Origin of the sequence: Antiquaquibacter oligotrophicus (genome assembly GCF_020535405.1) — a bacterium.
Classification (GTDB): domain Bacteria; phylum Actinomycetota; class Actinomycetes; order Actinomycetales; family Microbacteriaceae; genus Rhodoglobus; species Rhodoglobus oligotrophicus.
The window spans coordinates 589,951-605,593 of the sequence record NZ_CP085036.1; the positions used below are offsets into that span (position 1 = coordinate 589,951).

Here is a 15,643-nt window from a genome sequence, read left to right on the forward strand (position 1 = left end):
GCGGGCGCCGAGGCTCGGCACGCCCGCCAACACTGTGTCGATGACGATCAGAATCGACCCGCGGTGGCCTCTCGTCTGGCGTGACCCATTCACGCTGCAGATCGGCATCGATCCGCCGCGAGTGGTGCTGGAACATGTCACGACCCTCGAGGAGCGGGTCATCTCCGCCCTCCGGATCGGGGCTACCCGCGGGGGCCTTGTGGTCGTCGCCGACGGGCAGACCGCAGTGGTGGAGTCGTTGCTGGAACGGCTGACCCCGGTGCTGCGTGCCCCTTCACCCCAGGACCGGGTCTGGGCGGTCGCTGTCACGGGCAGGGGGCGATTCGTGGAGCTCTGCAGCGCCGTGCTCGCCGACGCCGGTGTTCGGGTCCTAGTCGCCGAGCGAGCACTCGATCTGCGCGAAGAGCACGTCGATCTCGCCGTCGCGACGGGACACGGAGTGCTCGCGCCCGACGCTCATTCAGCGTGGTTGCGCCGTGACATCCCCCACCTTCCCGTCGTTTTCACCGACTCGGCAGTGCACTTGGGGCCCTTCGTTGAGCCGGGTTCCGGGCCGTGCCTCGTCTGTGTCGAACTGCATCGACGTGACGCCGACCATGCCTGGCCGGCGATTGCGACCCAATTACTGCAGCAGTATGCGGTCCGGCAGCCGCCCGTCGTCGTCGCCGAGGCTGCAGCGGAGTGCGCTCGGCTTGTCCTCGCGCGAGTCGCTGGCGCCCGTTCCCGTGGCGAGTCGCTGCGCATCTCCTACACCGGCGAGCGCGAGTGCACCCGATGGCCGGCGCACCCGGAGTGCGGATGCCGCGGGCTTTCGCCTGGCGACGCTACTCCAACCGGTCGAGAAATCGGCTCATTCGACGAGCCGACCGCAACCCCGTCGACCCAGCAGCCCAGGACATCGCGAGACGCTCACGCGCACGTGTGATCCCGACATAGAGCAGGCGCTTCTCTTCCGCGATGGCTCGATCGTCTTTGGCATAGCTCAGCGGCAGGAGGCCCTCGGCGAGGCCGACGAGATACACCGATCCCCACTCGAGGCCCTTCGCCGAGTGGATGGTCGTGAGCGTCACCGCGGAGAGGGTCGGCTCGTGCTGCGCGGCCTGACGCTCGGTGAGATCATCCACGAACGCACGCAGGCTCGTTCCGGGTGGTGCCTCGCGTGCGAGCCCGAGGAGCGCATCGAGCGACTCCCAGCGCGATCGCACGGCTCCGGCGGCCTCCGGCGGCGTCGGCGTCCACCCGAGGGAACTGAGCACGTCACTCACCGATCGCTCGAGCGGGGCATCCGTTGCTCCGAGCGTGGCGCCGCGCAGAAGCATGATCGCCTCGACGACCTCACGTTGCTCGAAGAACCTCGTCGCCCCGCGCACCTGATAGGGCACTCCCGCGGCGTCGAGGGCCGCCTCGAGCGCCTGCGATTGGGCGTTGATCCTGAAGAGCACCGCGATATCGGATGCATCGGCCCCCGCGTCGAGCTGGCCCCGTATTGCCGCGGCAATCCCTCGAGCCTCCGCCTGGTCGGTCTCGTAGGCGGTGATCGTGGGTTCGGGCCCGGGCGACGCCGCCGCAACAAGATGGAGGGCGCCCGGCTCCCCCTTCATGAGGCGATTCGCGGCGCCCACGACTTCGGGCGTCGAGCGGTAGTTGTGCTCGAGTCGGAGCACGGATGCCTCGGAGAACTCGGTCGCGAACCCGAGAAGGTAATCGGGGCTCGCCCCAGCGAACGTGTAGATCGTCTGGCTGACATCGCCAACAACACACACGTCGGTGCGCGGGCCGAGCCAGAGCCGCAGCAGGTCGTGCTGGAGCGGCGAGACATCCTGGTATTCATCGACGATGAAGAATCGGTACTGCTCGCGAACCTGTTGGGCGACCCGCGGTTCGGATTCGATCATTCCTGCAGCGGCGAGGAGAACGTCCTCGAAATCGAGCTGACGTCGGTCGTCTTTCACCCGCTCGTAGGCGGTCTGCAGGTCCACAACACGGTCGGCACTGAGCGACGCCAGTGCTGGTCGCTCGCGAGCGGCGTACTCGTCGATGGTGAGTCGCGATGTTTTGCGCCACTCGATCTCGGCGGCCACATCACGCAGTGTCGCCGTGTCCAGCCGCAATCGGAGTTCGTCGGCCGCGTGAGCGAGAAGCCGGGCCTTGCTGTCGAGGAGTCTCGGCATGGTTCCGCCGATGACCTGCGGCCAGAAGTAGTTGAGCTGCGAGAGTGCCGAGGCGTGGAAGGTGCGAGCCGCGACACCTTCGACCCCGAGGCCACGCAGACGCACGCGCAGCTCGCCGGCAGCCCGAGCCGTGAACGTGAGTGCCATCACTCGCCCCGGGGGGTAGACACCGCTAGCCACGCCATAGGCGATGCGGTGGGTGACCGCCCGCGTCTTGCCGGTGCCGGCTCCGGCGAGGATGCAGACCGGCCCGAGCAGTGCCTCCGCCGCAGCGCGTTGCTGGTCGTCGAGCGATGCGAGAAGGTCAGCCGCCGTGCTCACGCGCGCCCGTCATCGATCGCGCCGCCGAACCACTCCTCGATGATCGCCCGCGCGATCGACGTGCGCCCCGGCAGGCGGATCTCGTCGAGCGCACCCGCGAGTTCGTCGCGAGTGAACCAGCGCAGGTCGAGGATCTCCGTGCCGTCGGGTGTCGCCTCGCCGGCGAAGTCCTCCTCGACGCGAGCGGTGAAGCCCACCATGACCGAGGCAGGGAACGGCCAGGGCTGACTGCCGAGATACACCGGATCGGTAACCCGCAGGCCAGACTCCTCGTGGATCTCCCGGAGGACCGCGGCCTCGAAGGACTCCCCGGGCTCGACGAACCCGGCGAGCAGACTGTAGCGATTGGACTCCCAGAGCGCGTTGGATCCGAGGAGCAAGCGGTCGGCGGCATCCGTCACCCCGCCGATGACCGCGGGGTCGGTCCGCGGAAACACCTCGAGCCCCGTGATGGGGTCGCGCCGCACCCACCCGCCCTTCTCGGGAACGGTGGCCTCACCCGTGCGTGGGGAGAAACGGTGAGAGTCGTGCCAGTTGAGGATGGCGATCGCCTCGGTGAGGAGGCCCGCATCCCGGTCGCTCAGGGCGGTCCCCATCTGCCGAAGGTTCGCCCAGTCCCATTCCGCGAGATGTCGCGCATCGGTGAGCTCGACGGCCACGACGGGTGTTCCGACCGGTTCGGGGCTCGTGAGGGACAGGGAGCGACCGAGGTAGACGCGTGTCTCCCACGGCGGCACGGCATCGATCGGCAGGAGCGCGAGTCCGCCGTGCTCGTCGAGCAGACCGGTGCCCTGGAAGATCGGCAGGATGCGTGTGCTCGGGTCACTCCACAGCTCGTCCCACAACAACTCGCGCTCGCGGGCGGCGTGATCGCGGTCGACCTCGAACCGCGCGAGCGGCAGATTCCGGAGGAAACTCTGCGACATGGATGACCCGTCGGAAATGCGTGGCGTACAGCGAATGACAGCACCCCGCGACCTACCCTGTTGGGTATGGCGAGGTCCCATCTCACTCTAGCTGCGCTGGCAGCATCGGCCGTGCCCGACCTGGATGCCGTTGCGGCCGCCCCGTTCGGTTCGGGCAGCGGCGACGTGGAGAGCGCGATCATCACCGCGCGCGACGGCAGCCACTGGTTGGTGAAAGTGCCAACGACCCCGCACGCCGAGGCGGAGCAGTCGGCCGATCTGGTCGCACTTCGCGCCCTCAGTCAGGGTGTGCGTGCTCGGCTGCCCTTCGCGGTCGCCCAGTTCGCCGGACAGGTGCCGGTGAGCGGCACCCGCGCGGTGGTCTACTCCTTCGTGTACGGCGCGAAGGTTCCCCTCGCGTCGTGGGATGCGACACTCGCGGCATCCGTCGGCGCCGCCATCGGGAGCATCCATGCCCTCCCCTCCAGTGTTGTCTCCGACGCCGGCCTCCCCTCGATGACCGCGGCGGAGTGCCAGCGTGCGTGCGTGTCCATCGCCGATCGCGCGGCAGCGACCGGCCTGCTTCCCGCAGCACTCGTGGGTCGTTGGGAACGAGGGCTCGAGGATGCCCGGCTCTGGCAGTTCCAACCATCCGTGATTCACGGCTCCCTGGCCTCCGAGTCGATCCTCTCCGCGGGCGGCACAGTCACCGGCATCCTCGGCTGGCACGACCTCCGTGTCGGTGACCCGGCGAAGGATCTCCAGTTTGTGCTTGGCACGCGTAGCGAGTCGCTCGTCGAGAGCGCACTCGGTGCCTACCAGCGTGCGCGCGGGGCTCACGACCGCGAGTTGCTGCAGCGCGCTCGTCTCTATTCGGAACTGGAACTCGCACAGTGGCTGTTGCACGGCACCGAGATCCACAGCACCGAGATCGTCGACGACGCGGTGGAGCTGCTGACGGGGTTGGCCGACAGTCTCCGCACGGACGTCGTGAATCCTCTCGGCGCCCAGACGATGCCGACCATGGCCGTTGATGAGGTCGAAGCTCTTCTGGAGCGCACGCGCCGCGCGGTCTGACCCGCTGTGGACAGTCGCGCTGCTCGGGCCGCGGGCTGCTAGGTTGACCCCATGTCCGAGAACATCCCTCAGTTTGGCGTGCGCGTATCGCCCGAAAACAACCCGTACCAGCCCAGCGCTCCATACTCCCCTGTCGGGTCGAACTACCAGGCGCCGGTCGCTCCCCCCAAGAAGCCGGGGCTCGGGATCGCGGCTCTGATCCTCTCGATTGTCGTTTTTGTCGGTTCACTCGTGTGGTCGATCGCCAATGGCATCGCATCGTGGGAGATCGAGATTCCGACCGGGTCGAGTTTCGAGGAGATCATGCAAGAAAGCATGACCTCGGAGATGAGCATGCAAGACACCCTGTTTGGTCTCAGCACGATGGCCCACCTCGGCGTTGGCACTCTCCTCGGGGTGGGCGCGCTCGTCATGGGCATCATCGCCATCTCTACCAAGAGGGGTCGTGTGCAGGGAATCGTCGCGACGATCATCGCGGCTCTGGCGCCGCTCGTCTCATACCTCGTCTACAGCGTCGTCGCTGCGCTGGGGATGGTGTAGCCCTAGCGACTCACGCGACTACCGCACGCCACCGGGTGAGGAGGGCAGCCTCGTCGTCGAGACGGTCGGGACGGATGACACGATCCTCGGCCACGTAGTAGAACACCGCGTCGATCCGATCCGGGTCGATTCCCTTCCACTTCGCGTAGGCGAGACGGTAGAGGGCCAGCTGCAGTTGTTTCTCGTCGAGTTCGGCTGCGGTCTTCGGCGCCTTTCCGGTCTTCCAGTCCACGATTTCGAATCGATCGTCGTCGAGCGCGTACACGGCGTCGATCTTGCAGATGACGATGCGCCCGGCGAAGGGAAGGTGGATCTCTCGTTCCACGTCGACAGGGCGACGAGAGGCCCACGGGCTCGCCTCGAAGATCGCGCGAAGGCGATCCAGATCGAGGTCAGCGACGTCGTCGATGTCGAGTTCGGTGACGTCGGCATCCAGCTCGGCAGCATCACCACCGACGCCGTAACGGTTCTCGACCCACGAGTGAAAGAGGGTGCCCAGTTGCGTCGCACGGAAGGGACGCTCGGGCATGGGTCGCCTGAGCGCCGAAGCGACGGATGCCGGGTCATCCACGTAGTCCTTGAATCTCGACGCCGGCACGCGTACTGGCACATCGACACGCGAGTCCCCCTCGAGACGTTCGCGTCGCTCCGCAATGAGGAGTTGCACGTCTGACGCCCAGGGGCCGGACAGCGCCGGCTCTGCCTCGCGCACGGCTCGCGCGGCGGCCTCCACCGCGGGCCGTCGTGAGCCGAGCGGGTCGCGCGGCCACGTGATCCGTTCGAGGTCGTCGCCAAGCGGGTTGGCCTCGAGCTCGCTCGTGTCAGGAATCGCGTCGATCAGGTCCGCCTGGGCGAGTTCGCGCAAATACGTGCTGGGTTTACGGGGTGCCGACTGGGTGGCCCAGAACGACCCCGTCAGGAGGAGGGCATGTCGCGCGCGCGTGACCGCGACGTAGGCCAAACGCCGCTCCTCGCGCAGCAGGTGTTCCTTGACGCGCGCCTTGAAATCGTTCTGGGCGTCGCGGAGTTCGACACGGGTTGTCGCCGCCTCCCACTCGAACTCGGGCAGTTCGGCCGCGTCACCTCGGAACGGCCACGGAAGTTGACCGAACGCGAGCCAGCCCTGGTAGCCACCCTCGGCTGGCCTTCCGGGCAGCTCGTCCTCGACGAGGCGCGGGACGGCGACGACATCCCACTCGAGACCCTTCGAGCCGTGGATGGTGAGCACCTGCACCGTGCCGGGCTCCGGATCTTCGGGGCGCGGGGACAGATCCTCACGCTGCTCCGCTTCGCGCAGCCAGGAGAGGAAGCCGCCGAGGGTCGCGACGTCTTCCAGCGCGACGTAGCTTCCGACGGCGTCGAAGAAGGCGTCGATCGTGGCCGACCCGAGCGGCCGGAACTCATTCGCGGCGATCTCGATGTCGAGGCGCAGCTCTTGGAGCACAACCGCAACGAACTCCGGTAGGTCGAGCCCGGCGCACGAGCGTAGGCGCGCGAGGAGGTCGGCGGCGTCGCGCATCCTCTCGAGTCCCTCGTCGCTGAACTCGGAGAGCGCCCCGTGACCGGGCTTCGCGGTGCCGACGAAGTCGAGCGCGTCCACGATCGAGCCGCCCTCGCCCGGCGCGATCGAGGCGGCAAGAGCCTCCGCCACCACTTCGTCGTAGCGCTGGTGAGCGTAGTCACGGTCTCGCAGCCACGACGCGAGACGCCGCAGCGCCCACAGGTCTCTCACTCCGATCCGCCAGCGCGCACCGGCAAGCAGTCGGATCAACTCGAGCCCCGCGGAGGGATCGTGCACCACGGTCAATGCACTCACGAGGTCGGCGACCTCGGGTTCGGCAAGCAGCCCACCGATACCGAGAACGTGGAACGGGATGTCGTGGCGGCGAAGCGCTTCGAGAAAGAACCCCTGCGACTTGCGCGTACGCAAAAGGATCGCCGCCGACGGCGGAGTCGACGAGCGGAGCTTGGGCGCGAGCCACGACGCGACGGCCTCCGCCTCGTCGACAACCGATTCGAGCATGCGCACCTCGACGGGCAGCGAACTCGCCGTCGGACTCGCCTCGAGGCGCTCGACCACAGCACGACCCTGGGCGAAGGGAGCGACGATCTGGTTCGCCGCCTCGAGAATGCGAGTGCCGTTGCGCCAACTCGTCGATAGCGCGTAGCGCGACCCTTCCGCGCCGAACGCCCTCGCAAAGTCGTCGAGGTTCGATGCGCTCGCGCCGCGCCAGCCGTAGATCGACTGGTTGGGGTCACCAACGGCCATAACCGGATGCCCGCCATACAGTGCCGCCAACAGTCGGGTCTGCACAACCGACGTGTCCTGGTACTCGTCGAGCAGCACAACCTTGTAGCGCTCCCGCTCCACGTCGGCGACAGACGGACGCAACTCGAGGATGCGCAGGGCCAGGGCGACCTGATCGGAGTACTCCACGAGCCCGCGGGCGCTTTTGGCGGCCTCGTACTCGGCGGCGAGGTCGACCAACACGTCGAGGGAGCCGACGTTCTCGGCGATGCGCGCCACCTCGGGGTACTCACCGCGACCACCGGGCGGCAAGTCGGCGAGGCTACGCATGCGGAGCGCAAACGCCCGCACCGCCTCCGGGTCGGCGACGTTCTCGGCGAGCGCCCGTGCGATCGACAACACCGCGCGCGTGATCGGATCGAGGTTCTTGCCGAGCCCCGCGAGGCGTGCGTCAGTGCTGCGAATCACGGTCGACCGCGCGAGTTGCCATGCGGCCGCCTCACCCAGGACGGCACCGTCGGCCTCACGTCCGAGGACGGCCGCGTTATCCCGATACAGCGCGTTCGCGTAGGAGTTGTAGGTTGCGACGGACGGCGCATCAAACGGGTCGTAGTCGTCGCCGAGCATCCCCGCCGCCGCGAGGTCACCGATGCGCTCGCGGATGCGCTGCGCGAGCTCGCCAGCGGCCTTGCGGGTGAACGTGAGGCCAAGGATCTCACCCGGCGCCACAATGCCGTTGGCGAGCAACCAGAGAACCCGGCCCGCCATCGTCTCCGTTTTACCCGATCCGGCGCCTGCCACAACGAGCGCTGGACCGAGTGGCGACTCGATGACGGAACGCTGCTGCGGAGTGGGTCTCGGCCTGCCGAGAGCGTCGGCGATGTCATCCGCCGTGAATCGCACACCATGCTCAGTCACTGGACACCTCCCGCACCCGGTGCAACCGCAGTCGCGACGTGTCGGAGCGGAACGTGTCGAGTTCCACGGGCCCCACGAACTCGGCCGCGGCGATAAGCGCTGCCGCCGCCTCCACCCGCTGCCGGAACTTCTCCAGTGCTTCCGCGTCGAAGGCGGACTGCGTCGCCTCCCGGTACTTTCTGCCCCGGATGCCCTGCTTGACGTACAGGAGTTTGGCTCCCCCAGCTCGGTGCTCCCCGTGGGGCGCGAGAGCCTCGTCCAGCAGGCCGGACGAGTACGCGAGCTGGTAGGCACCGAGCTGCGGATGCTCGGCGATCGCCGCCGCGCGCGTCTCCGGTGTGCCGGTCTTGAGGTCGACGATCACCACGTCGCCGTCGCGCGTGCGCTCCACCCTGTCGATCGAGCCGCTGAGCAGGGCACGGCCGACCTCGAGGGTGAAACGGCTCTCCTTGCCGACGAGCGTTTTGCCGTCTCGTCGGAAGTCTGCGAGGTACTCCGCAAGGGCCTCGATGAACCCGCGAGCGATCACGCGCTGCCTGTCGGCGAGCCATGGCGCGTCGAAAAGCAGTTCGCTCCAGCGTTTCTCGACCGCCTCCCAGAGGGCGTCGACCGTGATGTCGTCCGCGGTCTCCATCGCCCAGTGGATGATCGTGCCCACCCCCGCGATCACCCCGGACTCCGAACCGGCGACACGATCGAGGAACCAATCCAGGGGGCTCGCGAGCAGCGACTCGATCGCCGAGGGCGAGACGGGCACCGGGGAGTCCTCAAAGAGCGGCGCCTCCGTGGAGAGATCGAGGAGACCCAACCACTCGTCGGGTTCCGCTCCGGGAACACCCTCGACGGCGAGCGCCGCGAGCGTGTTCGCGGCGGCCGAGTCCGCGGGGTTGCGCGCCAGGCGCTGCCGGAGCCTACCCACCTGTGCCCGCAGAGTCATGGGTGGCACCGAGGTGTCGAGGGCGGGGGCATCCGGGGCGAGGCCCAAGAGTACACTCGGCGCCTCGTCGTCGTTGGCCACCGCCGCGAGCACGACTCGGTGGCGGGCGCGAGAGACGGCGAGCGCGAACATCCGCAATTCGTCGCCCAACACCTGGCGGCGTTCGTCGATCGCCTCGGCGTCGACACCCATGACCGCGCTGGCGAGCTGCTGCGGCGCGAGAAGTGAGCCGCGGAGGCGGAGGTTCGGCCACACCCCGTCTTGAAGCCCACCAACAACAACGGTGTCGAATTCGAGGCCCACCGTGGCCGATGGCGTTGTCAGCAGAACGGCGCTCTCGTACGACTGCGGGGACAGGGTGTCCTCCGGCACCTCTGCGCCGAGCACATCGTCGAGGTACAGTCGCGGCGAGTCACCGGGGCGGGTCTCGGCGAACCGTTTGGCCGACGTGAAGAGCGCGACGATACCGTCGAGGTTGCGATTGGCCTCCGACGCTGCGATCCCGTGGGAGAGAGCCTGCGTGTACCAGGTGCGTGCCAGGCGGCTTCGCTCCCAGACGAGCCACAGGAGTTCCTCGATCGACCCATCGCTCGATCTCAGCTGGGCAAGGGTTTCGGCGAGACGTTCGGCAATGCGGGCGACCCGATGGTCGATCGTGACGAACCGCCCCGGCTGCGCCAGGGCCTCGACAACAAGATCGTCCGCGGGTCGAGTGCCGCCACCGGCGACCTCCTCGGCGCGCAGTGCGATGCGAAGCCTCCGGAGCCCCAGCCTGTCGAGCCCCCCGAACGGACTCAACAGCAGCTCGGTCGCCAGCTCGGGAGTCAGCTCCACGTGTCCGATCCCCGCCTGGACCACGCGCAGAAGCGCCCGGGCCGCCGCGTCGTCGCGCAGTGCGCGCCCGCCCACCGTCGTTCGAGTCGGCACCTCGGAGAACGCCAACGCACGCTCGGCTGCCGCGATCTGGGCGCCACTGCGCACAATCACCGCCATGTCGCGGTACGGCACCCCGCGGCGCAAGTGCTCCTCACGGAGGATCCGCGCGACGGTCGCCCACTCGCGCGCCACACTCGGCGCCTCAACGCGGACGACCGGATGCTCCGGCTCGCTACCACCGGCGGTCGCACGACGCTGTCGTCCCGCCGCCGCGGCGCCGATGCGCTTCGTGACCGCACCGAGCAGCCCGCGCACGACCATACCGTGCCGGTAACTCGTCGAGAGCACGAGGGTCTCTGCGGGAACACCGAGCACACTCGAGAGCCGCCCGAGCGCGTCGGGCTCGCCACCACGGAAGGCGTTGGCCGCGACATCCGGGTCCCCGAAGGCCACAACCGCGATGCCGCGCTCGGCGAGCGCCGCGAGGAGCGACAGGGTGGTCTCGGTCGCTTCCTGCAGGTCGTCGATCACCACGAGACGAAGGGCGGCGACACGCTCGCCACCGTCCCCCCGGCGGATCGCGGCGACCGCAAAGCGGACGAGCTCCGCCTGGTCGAGCCGCGTCTCGCTCGAGTAGGACAGCACCTGCTCGTACTCCTCGATGAGGTCGGCTGCGGCACGCCACTCAGGATGTCCGTGCGCGTCGCCGAGGCGACGCAGTTGCTCGGGGCGCACGTCGTGTTCCGTCGCCCTCGTCATGAGTTCGCGGAGTTCGGTGCGGAAGCGCCGGAGTTGTCGCACCTCCGGCCCGAGCGACTCCGGCCACTCCGGGCCGCCACCGTCGAGGATGTGGCCCTCGAGAAGGGAGGCGAGCTCGGCATCCTGCTCGCCGCCGCTGACGAGGCGCGGTGGCGGTTCGCCCGCGGCGCGAGCGGCATCACGCACGATCTCGAACGCGAGCGAGTTCACGCTGCGTGCGAGCGCACCCGTCGTGGGGAGGCTGAGACGCAGGGCCAGCGCATCTCGGAGCCTGGTCGCGGTGGCTCGGCTCGTCGTGAGCGCGAGCACGGCATCCGGGCCCCAGCCGCGACCGATGACACGATCGGCGACGAGTTCGACAAGAGTTGTCGTTTTGCCGGTGCCGGGCGCCCCCAAGACGGCAGCGGATGCCGCGACATCGAGATCGAGCACACCGCGCTGGGATTCGTCGAGTTCTGGGATCACGTTCTCGGAGCCGCTGGGAGCACGGAATCCGGTGATCGTCACCCGCCAACGCTAACGCCGTGCGCTGACAGAGAACGACGCAACGGTGCCGCCGCGATGTGCCGTAATCTGTGTCCGTGGACATTCGCATCGGTATCGCCAACAGCCCCCGTGAGCTCAGCTTCGAGTCAGCGCAGACCTCGAACGACGTGGAGAAGATCGTCGCCGAAGCCCTCGATGGCAAGGCGACCTTCCTCAAGCTCGCCGATGACAAGGGCAAGATCTACATCGTGCCGACCGCATCCCTCTCGTACGTCGAGGTGGGCTCCGAGGAGTCCCGCCGGATCGGATTTGTGGCCTGACATGGAAATCATCTACGTCACCGTGATCGGGGCGGCGCTCGCCCTCATTCTCCGTTACGTGTTGCCGAAGCGTGAGACCTACGGGGTCGCACTCCTTCCCGCGCTCGGCGCAGCAGTGACCGCTGGCGCGTGGGTTTCGCTCACGTGGCTCGGTCTCAAGCCCGACGCACCTTGGATCTGGCTCATCAGCCTCGTCGCGCCGGTTGTTGTCGCGCTGCTGACGGCGCTGCTCATCCCGGGTCGTCGCGCCCAGAGTGACGCCGCGCTCTTCGAGAAGCTCGCCACCACCACGGCGTAGTGCCGCGGGAGCCGCTCAGGCGGTGAGGCCCAGGGCATCCATTCGTCGCGTGTGAGCGGCGATCAGTTCGGTGAACACCGGTTCGACACGTACCGCGTTGGCCTTTGACACGGTGTCCATCGACAGCGCAGAACGGGCCACGAGCATCGTGTCACCGACGAGTCGCCGCCCCCACATCGCCAGTCGCGCCGCGAGCCTCGTGTTCGACGAGAGTGCTTCGGTGAGCTGCTCCGCGAGGATCTTCTCGCCAGATCGGTCGGCGTAGATCGTGTCGACCCGAGCTTGCTCGTCGGCGGGAAGGCCCGAGGCCAACCGCGCGAAGAAGTCGTCGAGGAAGCCTGCCGTGATGTAGGCGGTCATGAGGGTCTCGAACCAGTCGGCGCCGCGAGTGCGTCGATCGAACTCATCGACGGATGCCGTGTACGGCTCCATCGCGTCGGCCACACTGGCACCAACGCGCTCCAACTCCGCGGCGAGCGCACGGTGCTTGGCGATGGACAATTCCGCCGCCGCACCAATGGCTGCTTTGCCTGCGGTGGTCGGCGCGGACGCAACAGCACGAGAGAGGTTCTCGAAGATCGTGAGCTGCACGTAAGCGGCCCGCCCGAGGAACTCCTGAACGGGAGGAGCGAACTCGTGGAGGTCGAGCCGAGTCGCCGCGAGGTCCTCTGAGCGAGGTCGGATCCTCGGCGCTTCGGTGCGCCGCGACCGGCGTCTGAACCACTGTGCCACGACGACAAGCTTAGGGCTCGGGAGCTCGCAAGCCCGACGTTCCGCGGCCCAGCAGCGTTCTCCCGCTAAACTGGTGGCATGCCCCCCGCTTCTGGAGGGGGCCATACGCCCTACGACAACGCGGGCGTACCTCGCAATTCCGACAGGGTGCACATACTTTGACATTTTCAGACCTGGGCATTGAGCAGGACATCGTCGACGCTCTCGCCTCCAAGGGCATTACCGAGCCCTTCCCCATTCAGAGCCAGACCATCCCCATGGGACTCGGCAAGCAGGACATCATCGGCCAGGCCAAGACCGGCACCGGCAAGACCTTCGGATTCGGTCTGCCGCTCATCCAGGCCCTCGGGCCAGACCCGGAGCCTGGCGTCAAGGCTCTCGTTGTTGTTCCCACGCGCGAGTTGTGCGTGCAGGTCGCCGAGGACCTCGTGCTCGCGACATCCAACCGCAACACCAAGGTCGCGGCGATCTACGGCGGTAAGGCCTACGAGGGCCAGATCGAGGAACTCAAGGCAGGGGCGCAGATCGTCGTCGGCACACCGGGCCGCCTGCTCGACCTCGCCAGCCAGCGACTGCTCTCCCTGTCTGACGTGCAGGTGATGGTGCTCGACGAGGCGGACAAGATGCTCGACCTCGGCTTCCTCGCCGACATCGAGAAGCTGTTCGCGCAGACACCTGCGACCCGCCACACCATGCTTTTCTCGGCCACCATGCCGGGGCCGATCGTCGCCCTCGCGCGTCGCTTCATGAACCGGCCCATCCACATCCGCGCGACGGACCCCGACGAGGGCCTCACACAGGCCAACATCAAGCACGTCATCTACCGTGCCCACAACCTCGACAAAGATGAGGTCATCGGCCGCATCCTCCAGGCCGAGGGTCGCGGCAAGACGGTCATCTTCACGCGTACCAAGCGTGCAGCAGCGCGACTCGTCGAGGAACTGAACGACCGCGGCTTCAATGCAGCAGCCGTGCACGGCGACCTCGGTCAGGAGCAGCGTGAGCGCGCCATGGCCGCCTTCAAGGCCGGCAAGAAGGACATCCTCATCGCCACGGATGTCGCGGCTCGCGGTATCGACGTCAACGACGTCACCCACGTGATCAACCACACGGTGCCCGACGACCACGACACGTACCTGCACCGCGCGGGACGTACCGGCCGCGCCGGCAAGACCGGAATCGCCGTAACGTTCGTCGACTGGGACGATATGCACAAGTGGGCGCTCATCAACCGTGCCCTCGAGATGGGTGTTCCGGAGCCGGTGGAGACGTACTCGTCGAGCCCGCACCTGTACACGGACCTGGACATCCCGGAGGGCACCAAGGGTCGCCTGCCCGGTGCACACGCGCCGAGCGTGAAGGACCCGTCATCCCGTCCCCCGCGCCAGGGTGGACGCAGCAGTTCGGGTGATCGCCCCCAGCGTCAGCGCACCGACGGGCCGCGAAAGGACAGCGCCGAGGGTGGCGGAACGCACGACGGTGCAGCACCGCGCCGCCGTCGCAACCGCACGCGCACGCGTCGCCCGAGCACGGGCGGCACCCCCACCGCGTAACACTTTGGGCAGGTTTCGAGACGCCGCCTCCGGCGGCTCCTCAACCAGCAGGACAGGAGTCACCTTGGTGGTTGAGTAGCCGCGGCGCAGCCCGGCGTCATCGAAACCACCACCCTGCGCAACACGGCGCAACACCCCACGCTGGGGGCGTGACATAGACTCAACGTTCTGCCATGCTCCTCGCATGACTGATACCGCACTTTCCCAGCCCCTGTACGGCGCCAGCTTCGGCCAGGCCGTGAGCCGATTCTTCAAGAAGTACGCCACCGTAAGCGGTCGCGCGAGCCGCAGCGAGTACTGGTGGGCGGCTCTGTTCAACGTTCTGGTGAGCGCCGTGTTCGCGATCATCCTGGTCATCGTGCTCTCGACCACGGGCGAGCAGACGAGCACGGGTGTTCGCGGCACTGGACCAGAGATCGCGGTGCTCGTCGTCTGGGGCATCGTCGTGCTCGGCCTGATCATTCCCCACATCGCCGTGACGGTTCGCCGCCTTCACGACGGCAACTTCACGGGTTGGCTCTACCTCCTGAACCTCATCCCGTCGGTTGGCGGCATCATCGTCTTCATCCTCGCGCTGCTTCCCTCGAACCCCGAGGGCGCCAAGTACGACCGCGCTGCCGGTATCTAGCGGAACGCGGGGCGGGTTCCCGACGCTCGAGCGATGAGTTTCTCGAGCACCTCCGGCGCGGTGGTGTTCTCGCCGAGACGGTTGGGTTTGCCCGCCCCGTGGTAGTCGCTCGCGCCCGTGATCTCGAGGCCGTAGCGGGCGGCGAGCTGGCGCAGGTCGCGCTTGCCCTCCTCGGTGTTGTCTCGGTGGTCGAGTTCGAGACCGAAGAGACCCTCGTCTGCCAGTTCGCGGATGACGGCATCCGACATCGGGCGATAGCGACCGTGGGTGGCCGGATGCGCGAGCACGGGCACACCGCCCGCCGCCACGATCATGCGCACCCCCTCGAGCGGTGAAGGTGCGTAGTACTTCTCGTAGTACCCGCTGCGCCAGTGCAGGATCGATTCGAACGCCGCGCTGCGATCGGGAACGTATCCTTTGCGCACGAGGGCGTCAGCAATGTGCGGTCGACCCAGGGTCGAGTCATCCGTCGCTTCGGCGAGAACGTCGTCCCACGTGAGGTCGTAGTCGGCGGCGATGCGTTCGACGATGCGCTCGGCGCGATGCAGTCGCCCCTCGCGGATGCGCGCCGTCTCGGCGATGATCGCCCCGTCGAGCGGGTCGAAAAGGTAGGCGAGCATGTGGACGCTCGCGGGACCGTAGTTGGTGCTGAGCTCCATGCCGGGGATGATGGTGATCCCCGTGCCTGCGGCCGTCTCAATCGCCTCGACCCAGCCCGCGGTGGAGTCGTGGTCGGTGATCGCGAGAGTCCCGATACCGGCTGCGACGGCCGCCCGGACGAGTTCGGCCGGAGTCTCGGTGCCATCGGATACCGCGCTGTGGGCGTGGAGGTCGATGGGAGTTCCCGGCATCCTGCCACTCTATTCGTCTAAGC

At 67.8% G+C, this 15,643-nt stretch carries 13 protein-coding genes; 7 read left to right on the forward strand and 6 right to left on the reverse strand.

All coding sequences use genetic code 11. The annotated features are described in order from the left end of the window. Positions 1 to 40: 40 nt before the first annotated feature. A complete protein-coding gene (locus LH407_RS02940; RefSeq protein WP_322132784.1) occupies positions 41 to 925 on the forward strand; it encodes a hypothetical protein in 885 nt (294 codons plus the stop codon). On the opposite strand, the gene LH407_RS02945 is transcribed toward LH407_RS02940, so the two are convergent. Then, positions 825 to 2,492, reverse strand: a complete 1,668-nt coding sequence (locus tag LH407_RS02945; protein WP_322132783.1) for an ATP-dependent helicase — start codon at positions 2,490 to 2,492, stop codon at positions 825 to 827. The genes LH407_RS02940 and LH407_RS02945 overlap by 101 nt on opposite strands. Further along, entirely contained in the window at positions 2,489 to 3,418 is a 930-nt protein-coding gene (nudC, locus tag LH407_RS02950) for an NAD(+) diphosphatase (RefSeq protein ID WP_322132782.1), read from the reverse strand. Before nudC ends, LH407_RS02945 begins: the two co-directional genes overlap by 4 nt. Before the next feature lie 66 nt (positions 3,419 to 3,484). Between nudC and LH407_RS02955 the strand changes: the two genes are divergently transcribed. Both LH407_RS02955 and LH407_RS02960 read left to right on the forward strand, forming a co-directional pair. After that, complete coding sequence (locus LH407_RS02955; RefSeq protein ID WP_322132781.1) at positions 3,485 to 4,474, forward strand: phosphotransferase; 990 nt, start codon at positions 3,485 to 3,487, stop codon at positions 4,472 to 4,474. Positions 4,475 to 4,525: 51 nt separating this feature from the next. Then, positions 4,526 to 5,014, forward strand: a complete 489-nt coding sequence (locus LH407_RS02960) for a hypothetical protein (RefSeq protein ID WP_322132780.1) — start codon at positions 4,526 to 4,528, stop codon at positions 5,012 to 5,014. Positions 5,015 to 5,024: 10 nt separating this feature from the next. Here the strand turns inward: LH407_RS02960 and LH407_RS02965 are convergent, their stop codons facing one another. Continuing rightward, the gene (locus LH407_RS02965; protein WP_322132779.1) at positions 5,025 to 8,180 is read right to left on the reverse strand and encodes an ATP-dependent helicase; all 3,156 of its coding nucleotides are present in this window, start codon (positions 8,178 to 8,180) and stop codon (positions 5,025 to 5,027) included. Continuing rightward, the gene (locus tag LH407_RS02970; protein ID WP_322132778.1) at positions 8,173 to 11,259 is read right to left on the reverse strand and encodes an ATP-dependent DNA helicase; all 3,087 of its coding nucleotides are present in this window, start codon (positions 11,257 to 11,259) and stop codon (positions 8,173 to 8,175) included. Before LH407_RS02970 ends, LH407_RS02965 begins: the two co-directional genes overlap by 8 nt. A gap of 74 nt (positions 11,260 to 11,333) precedes the next feature. Between LH407_RS02970 and LH407_RS02975 the strand changes: the two genes are divergently transcribed. Next, positions 11,334 to 11,558, forward strand: coding sequence for a DUF3107 domain-containing protein (locus LH407_RS02975; RefSeq protein ID WP_322132777.1), 225 nt, complete (start codon positions 11,334 to 11,336; stop codon positions 11,556 to 11,558). Position 11,559: 1 nt separating this feature from the next. Then, positions 11,560 to 11,856 carry a hypothetical protein gene (locus LH407_RS02980; protein WP_322132776.1) on the forward strand — a complete coding sequence of 99 codons (297 nt, stop codon included), beginning with the start codon at positions 11,560 to 11,562 and terminating at the stop codon, positions 11,854 to 11,856. Between the two features lie 15 nt (positions 11,857 to 11,871). On the opposite strand, the gene LH407_RS02985 is transcribed toward LH407_RS02980, so the two are convergent. Continuing rightward, positions 11,872 to 12,588, reverse strand: a complete 717-nt coding sequence (locus LH407_RS02985; RefSeq protein WP_322132775.1) for a ferritin-like fold-containing protein — start codon at positions 12,586 to 12,588, stop codon at positions 11,872 to 11,874. A 158-nt stretch (positions 12,589 to 12,746) separates the two neighbouring features. Here LH407_RS02985 and LH407_RS02990 point away from each other — a divergent pair, with 158 nt between their 5' ends. Beyond that, complete coding sequence (locus LH407_RS02990) at positions 12,747 to 14,141, forward strand: DEAD/DEAH box helicase (protein ID WP_322132774.1); 1,395 nt, start codon at positions 12,747 to 12,749, stop codon at positions 14,139 to 14,141. A gap of 184 nt (positions 14,142 to 14,325) precedes the next feature. Next, positions 14,326 to 14,769, forward strand: coding sequence for a DUF805 domain-containing protein (locus LH407_RS02995; protein WP_322132773.1), 444 nt, complete (start codon positions 14,326 to 14,328; stop codon positions 14,767 to 14,769). On the opposite strand, the gene LH407_RS03000 is transcribed toward LH407_RS02995, so the two are convergent. Beyond that, positions 14,766 to 15,620, reverse strand: coding sequence for a PHP domain-containing protein (locus LH407_RS03000; RefSeq protein WP_322132772.1), 855 nt, complete (start codon positions 15,618 to 15,620; stop codon positions 14,766 to 14,768). The two genes, LH407_RS02995 and LH407_RS03000, sit on opposite strands and share 4 nt — an antisense overlap. Positions 15,621 to 15,643: the final 23 nt, after the last annotated feature.

What these genes read in the sequence shown, in the direction of transcription:
- LH407_RS02940 (WP_322132784.1), top strand. Translation starts at nt 41, where the DNA reads ATGACGATCAGAATCGACCCGCGGTGGCCTCTCGTCTGGCGTGACCCA.
- LH407_RS02955 (WP_322132781.1), top strand. Translation starts at nt 3,485, where the DNA reads ATGGCGAGGTCCCATCTCACTCTAGCTGCGCTGGCAGCATCGGCCGTG.
- LH407_RS02995 (WP_322132773.1), top strand. Translation starts at nt 14,326, where the DNA reads ATGACTGATACCGCACTTTCCCAGCCCCTGTACGGCGCCAGCTTCGGC.
- LH407_RS03000 (WP_322132772.1), bottom strand. Translation starts at nt 15,620, where the DNA reads ATGCCGGGAACTCCCATCGACCTCCACGCCCACAGCGCGGTATCCGAT.
- LH407_RS02960 (WP_322132780.1), top strand. Translation starts at nt 4,526, where the DNA reads ATGTCCGAGAACATCCCTCAGTTTGGCGTGCGCGTATCGCCCGAAAAC.
- nudC (WP_322132782.1), bottom strand. Translation starts at nt 3,418, where the DNA reads ATGTCGCAGAGTTTCCTCCGGAATCTGCCGCTCGCGCGGTTCGAGGTC.
- LH407_RS02980 (WP_322132776.1), top strand. Translation starts at nt 11,560, where the DNA reads ATGGAAATCATCTACGTCACCGTGATCGGGGCGGCGCTCGCCCTCATT.